The following is a 6,454-nucleotide window of genomic DNA, read 5'->3' on the forward strand; positions in this document are numbered from 1 at the left end:
TAGATTTCCTACACCACTACTTTGGAAACTTTGACGATTTTATGCAATAAACAGAAAGGACTTCCGGATTGGAAGTCCTTTTTTGGGTTCTAAAAAGTGCCTGTCACCGCCCGGTTTTTGTCGAAAAATCGATAAATGGCCATTTTCGATTTTATTTTTTTGCTTGCGATTTTATTTTTGGTGGTTTCGTAGAAAAAATTGGCTTTTCGATTTTAAAATTCCTACTTTCGAAGATAATCGGTGAAAGAGATTGTCTGATGTACGGTTTTCGTGCTCCACACATGGCACTAAGTCGGTTTTTGGCGAAAATTCAAAAACTTTTTCTCTTTACATGGTCAATATGTGCGTGTTACTATGAGAAAAATTCAAGAATCGAACTTGGCGTAGACGAAGAGGAGTAGCTTCAACGGACATTTCAGAGAGCTGATGGTTGGTGAGAATCAGCATGAATGTTGTAGTGAATGGACTTCCGAGCTTCCAAACAGAAATCCCTTTTTAAAAGGGAGAGTAGGCTTTGGCGAATGATCTCATCGTTACAAGAGACGGATATTCAAGCGCATGCGCTTCGATATTGCAGAGTGGCTGTTCGTAAACAGCAACAAAGGTGGTACCACGGGGTTTCTCGTCCTTTTAGGATGAGGCCCCTTTTTGTTTTCTGCTGGAAAAGGGGCGGAGCTACGCTAATGATTGGAGAGGGCAAATTTTATTGGAAAATAGATGAAATCTCCTTAGGGAAAAATATGAATAAAGCTTCGCTCACACCGCCTTTAATTAGGTTGGATTCTGCAAAAAAGTATTTTCTCTGTCTATGTAATAGGGGGGAATGAAAACCAATAATGATTTTGACTAAAAAGGGAGAGCAGAGTTGGAATTTTTCAACTTGTGCTATTAATTTTTCAACTTTCGAAGATAATTTATCAACTCCGCATTCCAGACGGGGTTAAAAGAAAAAATTCTATACGTAAATCGTTGAACAAGAGGAGTACATCAGCTTGAAGCGTTACAGAGAGCCGGGAAGGGTGAGAACCGGTGCGATAGGGCTGGTCGAATGGACTTGTGAGAGGCACATTGAACAATAGTAGGTGTGCACGGGTTTCCGCCGTTACAAGGATAGGGTATAAGGAATCATTTTTTCCCGTACCTGAAAAAGCGAAAGGAATCAAACTCGATTTCTTTAACAGAGGTGGCACCGCGGTGATAATCGTCCTCTACAGACAACAACTATGTCTGTAGGGGACTTTTTTTATTTATTCACGAATGAAAGGTAGGCAGAAAAATGAAACACATGAAGCTATTTCGAAAAGATTTAGAGGGAGATATCTATACACCAATCGGAATTTTTCAGAGCATACAGGGAAAAAAGAAATTTCTTTTAGAGAGTTCCTTGAAGCACGAACAGAACGGGAGGTACTCCTTCATCGGGGCTGAACCGTTTATGGAGATGAAATCGATTGAAGATAGGGTAGTCATTCATCAAGTTGGCCAAAAAGAGATGATCAGAGAAGGGAAATTCCTAGACATCGTAAAAGAATACCTCCCACCCATCACGCTTGAGGATGCTCCTTTTCCCTTCTTGGGAGGAGGAGTGGGCTATATCGGGTATGACCTAATCCGGCAATATGAAGACATCGGTCCCGAAGGAATAGATGAGCTGAATATGCCGGATGCACACTTGATGTTCTATCGGGAAGTGATTGTATATGACCATTTCACAGGACTGATTTCGATTGTTGCTCTTCATCACGAGGATGAAAGTAATTTCGAAATGAAAGCAATAAAAATTATGAATGAAATTGCCATTAGCAAGCAAACAAAAATCAGATCAACCAACAAACAAACCTACAGCTTTCAACCCGAGATAAGCCAGCAGCATTTTGAAAACCTAGTCAATATAGCCAAGCAGGAAATCATCAAGGGGGAGATTTTCCAGGTGGTCTTGTCTCAGCGATTCAAATCGAAATTTACCGGTGACCCGTTCCAATTTTACCGGGGGCTAAGACGTCTGAACCCTTCGCCCTATATGTTTTATGTTGATTTTGAAGATTACCAGGTCGTTGGCTCTTCTCCAGAAAGCTTGATTAAAGGAGATAGCACATATGTTACGACCAATCCAATAGCAGGCACACGGAAAAGGGGCGGAAATGAGACCGAAGACGAAGCACTTGAGAAGGACTTACTTCAAGATGAGAAGGAAATAGCAGAGCATCGGATGCTCATTGATCTCGGACGAAATGACCTTGGTAGAGTGTGTGAGATTGGTTCCATTGAGATTTCAAAATACATGCTGATTGAAAAGTATAAATATGTGATGCACATCGTTTCGGAAGTAAGAGGGAAAAAGCTGACGCATCTTCACAATACCGATATTTTAGCCTCTTGTTTACCAGCAGGAACCGTTTCAGGAGCCCCTAAAATTCAAGCTATGAGCATCATCAATGACCTTGAAGGAATCAAAAGGAATGTCTACGCAGGGGCAGTCGGATATTTTTCCTATCATGGGAGCTTTGATTTTGCACTGGCGATTCGAACAATGGTTGTGAAGGACGGAAAAGCAATCATTCAAGCAGGAGCGGGCATTGTTTATGATTCGGATCCGGAAAAAGAGTTTCACGAGACCTTGAATAAGGCAAGGGCTTTGATGGAGGTAGAAGCATGATTCTATTAATCGATAACTATGATTCTTTTACGTATAACCTATACCAACAAATCGGTGCCTTTACCAAAGAGATTCATGTTGTGAGAAATAACAAGATTACGATTGAGGAGATTAAGAGGTCCAATCCTACAAGCATCGTGCTATCACCAGGTCCAGGAAGGCCGGAGGATGCAGGGATTTGCATCGAAGTCATCAAAAATTTTTACAAAGAAATACCGATTCTAGGAATTTGCTTAGGCCATCAATCGATCTCTCAGGCGTTTGGAGCCAATATCATCTCAGCAAAAGAAATTATGCATGGAAAAGGATCAGCCATAACCCATAGCGGGACGGGGATATTTGAAAAACTTCCACCGACCATCAACGTGATGAGATATCACTCACTTGCTGTTGAACAAGAAAGTTTACCAGTTGAATTACAGGTAGTTGCATCCACAGAAGATGGGGAAATCATGGCAATCCAGCATAGAGACTACCCAGTATACGGATTGCAGTTCCATCCTGAATCGATTGGTACAGAGGAGGGTTCAAAATTAACTGAGTATTTCCTGACCAAATGTCATTCACCCCAAAAAGGAGGAAGGAACGATGAAGGTATATTTGCAAAAGCTTCTCAGTAAAGAAGCCCTAACAAAGGAAGATATGAAATTGGCAGCAGCGGAGCTCTTTCGGGAGGATATTTCCGACAGTGAGATTGCCGCGTTCTTAGTTGCTCTAAAAGCAAAAGGAGAAACTGCTGGGGAAATTACAGAGATTGTCCAAGTTTTAAGGGAACATGCCCTTCCGTTTACTAAACAGGTTCCAGGGGTCATGGATAATTGCGGAACAGGTGGGGATGGATCGAAAAGCTTTAACATCAGCTCGACTTCGGCTTTTGTTATCGCAGGGGCAGGGGTTAAAGTAGCGAAGCATGGCAACCGAAGTGTCAGCAGCCGAACGGGGAGTGCGGACGTTCTAGAGCATCTTGGAATCAGGCTAGAACTTCCCAAAAGTGTATTGGAGAAGCAACTTGAAGAGGTCGGGATTTCCTTTTTATTTGCCCCCCATGTTCACCCAAGTCTTATACGAATCATGAAGGTTAGGAAGGAATTGAATATACCGACGATCTTTAACTTAATTGGCCCATTAACGAACCCAATCCACCTCGATTATCAGCTTTTAGGAATCTATCAGAGAGAGTCCATCGATTTGTTCGCAGAAGTTCTAAGCAGACTTAATCGAAAGCGAGCGGTCATTGTTAATGGGGCTGGCTTTATGGATGAAGCATCGCTGCAAGGAGAAAACCATCTTGCACTCATTGAAAAAGGGAAAATTACTCGATTCATGTTGCGACCGGATGAGGTGGGTCTCCCTTCTTACCAAAATTCCAAAATCCAAGGTGGGGACGCCAAGGAAAACGCAAGAATTCTTCTAGATGTTCTAAATGGAAAAAAAGGAGCTTATCGCGACACGGTTCTCCTAAATGCAGGACTAGGGATATATGCCAGCGGAATATGTGAAAGTATTCAAATGGGTGTATCCATGGCAAAAGAAAGCATTGATTCTGGAAAGGCGTTATCAAAGCTAGAAGGCTTGATCCAATATTCGAAACGTACTCAAGTTATCATCTAAAGGAGGGTAAAACCAATGAATATCTTAGATAAAATTCTTCATGAAAAACAAAAAGAAGTTCTTCAATTAAAAGAAGAAACCATTAAAGAGTCAAAAAGAGCTACCATCTCTCTTTTCATGGCAATACAAAAAAAATCAACTGTCGGTATCATCGCAGAAATTAAAAGAGCCTCGCCTTCCAAAGGGATGATTAATGAGGGAGTGGACCCAGTCGAACAAGCGAGACTTTATGAAAAAAATGGAGCTGCTGCGATTTCTATACTTACCGATTCGACCTTTTTCAAAGGGAGCTTTCAAGATTTAGAAGCTGTTAGAAAGGCTGTGAGTATTCCCATTCTCTGCAAGGATTTCATCATCGATCCTATCCAAATCCAAAAGGCTAAACAAGCAGGAGCAGATGCCATCCTCCTCATCGTAGCCGCTCTCTCAAAGGAAACGTTATATCGTCTGTATGAAGTAGCAAAGCTCTATGGACTCGAAGTCCTGGTGGAGGTCCATGATGAACAGGAGCTACAAATTGCGATGGATCTAGGGGCAAAACTGATTGGCATCAACAATCGGAATTTAAAAACCTTCCAGGTTGATTTAGAAACGACAGAACGATTGGCGAAAGGGGTTGGGAATCACCACATTTTGATTAGTGAAAGTGGAATCGTTACTTCTAATGATGTCGGCCGAGTGGTGAAAGTAGGAGCCAAAGGCATTCTGGTTGGCGAAGCCCTTATGCGAGCTGAAAACCTAGAAGCTGCTTTTCATGAGCTTTCATTAGTGGGAGCAACTATATGAAGGTGAAAATTTGTGGAATCACTGATGTGGATTCGGCACATGTCGCTGTTCAAGCAGGAGCGGATGCACTAGGCTTCGTTTTTGCCAAAAGTAAAAGGCAAATTAGACCGGAACAGGCAAAGCAAATCATTGAAGTTCTACCTAAAGAAATTGAAAAAGTCGGGGTGTTCGTGAATGAAGACCCTCAAGTCATCGAATCGATTGTCCACTCTTGTGGGTTAACCATGATCCAGCTTCACGGTGAAGAATCTCCTGATCAGTGTCAGGGCTACAGTCTTCCCATCATTAAGGCATTTGGGATGAGTGAAAAACAGGACCTCGTGAACACTCAACTGTACCTCAACGATTATCTATTACTCGACAGTCCAAAGGGAGCATATCAAGGTGGGAACGGGGTGCGGTTTGATTGGTCTCTACTGACTAAGTGGAACTCCAATAAAAAACTAATTTTAGCAGGAGGATTGACTCCGGAAAATGTGAGAGAAGCAATAGAGGTTACTCAGCCATATATGGTCGATGTATCAAGCGGAGTCGAAACTGACGGAAAAAAAGACCATGAAAAAATCAAAGCATTTATCCAAAATGCGAAGGGAGCGTAAATGAAGATGAAACAATATGCGATGCCAAGTGCATCAGGTCATTATGGACCGTACGGAGGAAGATTTGTCCCTGAAACTTTGATGCAGGCAGTGATTGAACTGGAGGAAGAATATCAAAAAGCTAAGAAGGACCCAAATTTTCAAGAGGAGCTTAACGGATATTTAAAGCAGTATGTGGGTAGGGAAACGCCTTTATATTTTGCAGAAAACCTAACGAAGTACGCTGGTGGTGCGAAAATCTACCTAAAACGGGAGGACTTAAACCATACAGGGGCACACAAAATCAATAATACGATGGGGCAAGCGTTACTAGCAAAGCGGATGGGAAAACGAAAAGTGGTTGCTGAAACTGGAGCTGGTCAGCATGGTGTAGCGACGGCCACAGTAAGTGCGCTGTTAGGCATGGACTGCATCATTTTTATGGGAGAAGAGGACGTGAAGCGACAAAAGTTAAATGTGTTTCGAATGGAGCTTCTAGGTGCGAAGGTCGTCAGTGTGAAACAGGGGAGCTCGACTCTAAAGGATGCCGTAAACGAGGCACTTCGCTACTGGGTCGCGAATGTGGAAGACACCCATTACATTATGGGTTCAGTCTTAGGACCCCACCCATACCCCGAAATTGTCCGGGATTTCCAAAGTGTCATAGGAAGCGAAACGAAAAAACAGCTCGACACTCTTGAAGGAAGGCTCCCGGATGCCGTTGTTGCTTGTATAGGCGGTGGCTCGAATGCGATGGGGATGTTTTATCCATTTTTAAAGGATGAGACCGTTACGTTACATGGGGTAGAAGCGGCAGGAGCTG

General features: G+C 42.7%; 6 protein-coding genes and 2 other annotated features. All 6 genes read left to right on the forward strand.

The annotated features are described in order from the left end of the window. Window positions 1-375 precede the first annotated feature (375 nt). Window positions 376-633 (forward strand) — a binding site (T-box leader). Between the two features lie 327 nt (window positions 634-960). Beyond that, window positions 961-1,212 (forward strand) — a binding site (T-box leader). Window positions 1,213-1,276: 64 nt separating this feature from the next. Next, window positions 1,277-2,656: an anthranilate synthase component I gene (trpE, locus tag DBX25_RS00780; protein WP_108668874.1), complete on the forward strand. Its 1,380-nt coding sequence runs from the start codon at window positions 1,277-1,279 to the stop codon at window positions 2,654-2,656. Then, entirely contained in the window at window positions 2,653-3,276 is a 624-nt protein-coding gene (locus DBX25_RS00785; protein ID WP_108668875.1) for an anthranilate synthase component II, read from the forward strand. Before trpE ends, DBX25_RS00785 begins: the two co-directional genes overlap by 4 nt. Next, entirely contained in the window at window positions 3,245-4,267 is a 1,023-nt protein-coding gene (gene trpD, locus DBX25_RS00790) for an anthranilate phosphoribosyltransferase (protein WP_108668876.1), read from the forward strand. The genes DBX25_RS00785 and trpD overlap by 32 nt, the downstream gene beginning before the upstream one ends. Window positions 4,268-4,282: 15 nt before the next feature. Next, complete coding sequence (gene trpC, locus DBX25_RS00795; RefSeq protein WP_108668877.1) at window positions 4,283-5,053, forward strand: indole-3-glycerol phosphate synthase TrpC; 771 nt, start codon at window positions 4,283-4,285, stop codon at window positions 5,051-5,053. Next, window positions 5,050-5,652 carry a phosphoribosylanthranilate isomerase gene (locus DBX25_RS00800; RefSeq protein WP_108668878.1) on the forward strand — a complete coding sequence of 201 codons (603 nt, stop codon included), beginning with the start codon at window positions 5,050-5,052 and terminating at the stop codon, window positions 5,650-5,652. Before trpC ends, DBX25_RS00800 begins: the two co-directional genes overlap by 4 nt. 21 nt (window positions 5,653-5,673) lie before the next feature. Continuing rightward, on the forward strand, window positions 5,674-6,454 hold a 781-nt coding region (gene trpB, locus DBX25_RS21005; RefSeq protein WP_240620111.1), incomplete at its 3' end, for a tryptophan synthase subunit beta.

The sequence above is a fragment of the Peribacillus acanthi genome (assembly GCF_003073175.1).
GTDB lineage: Bacteria > Bacillota > Bacilli > Bacillales > DSM-1321 > Bacillus_BN > Bacillus_BN acanthi.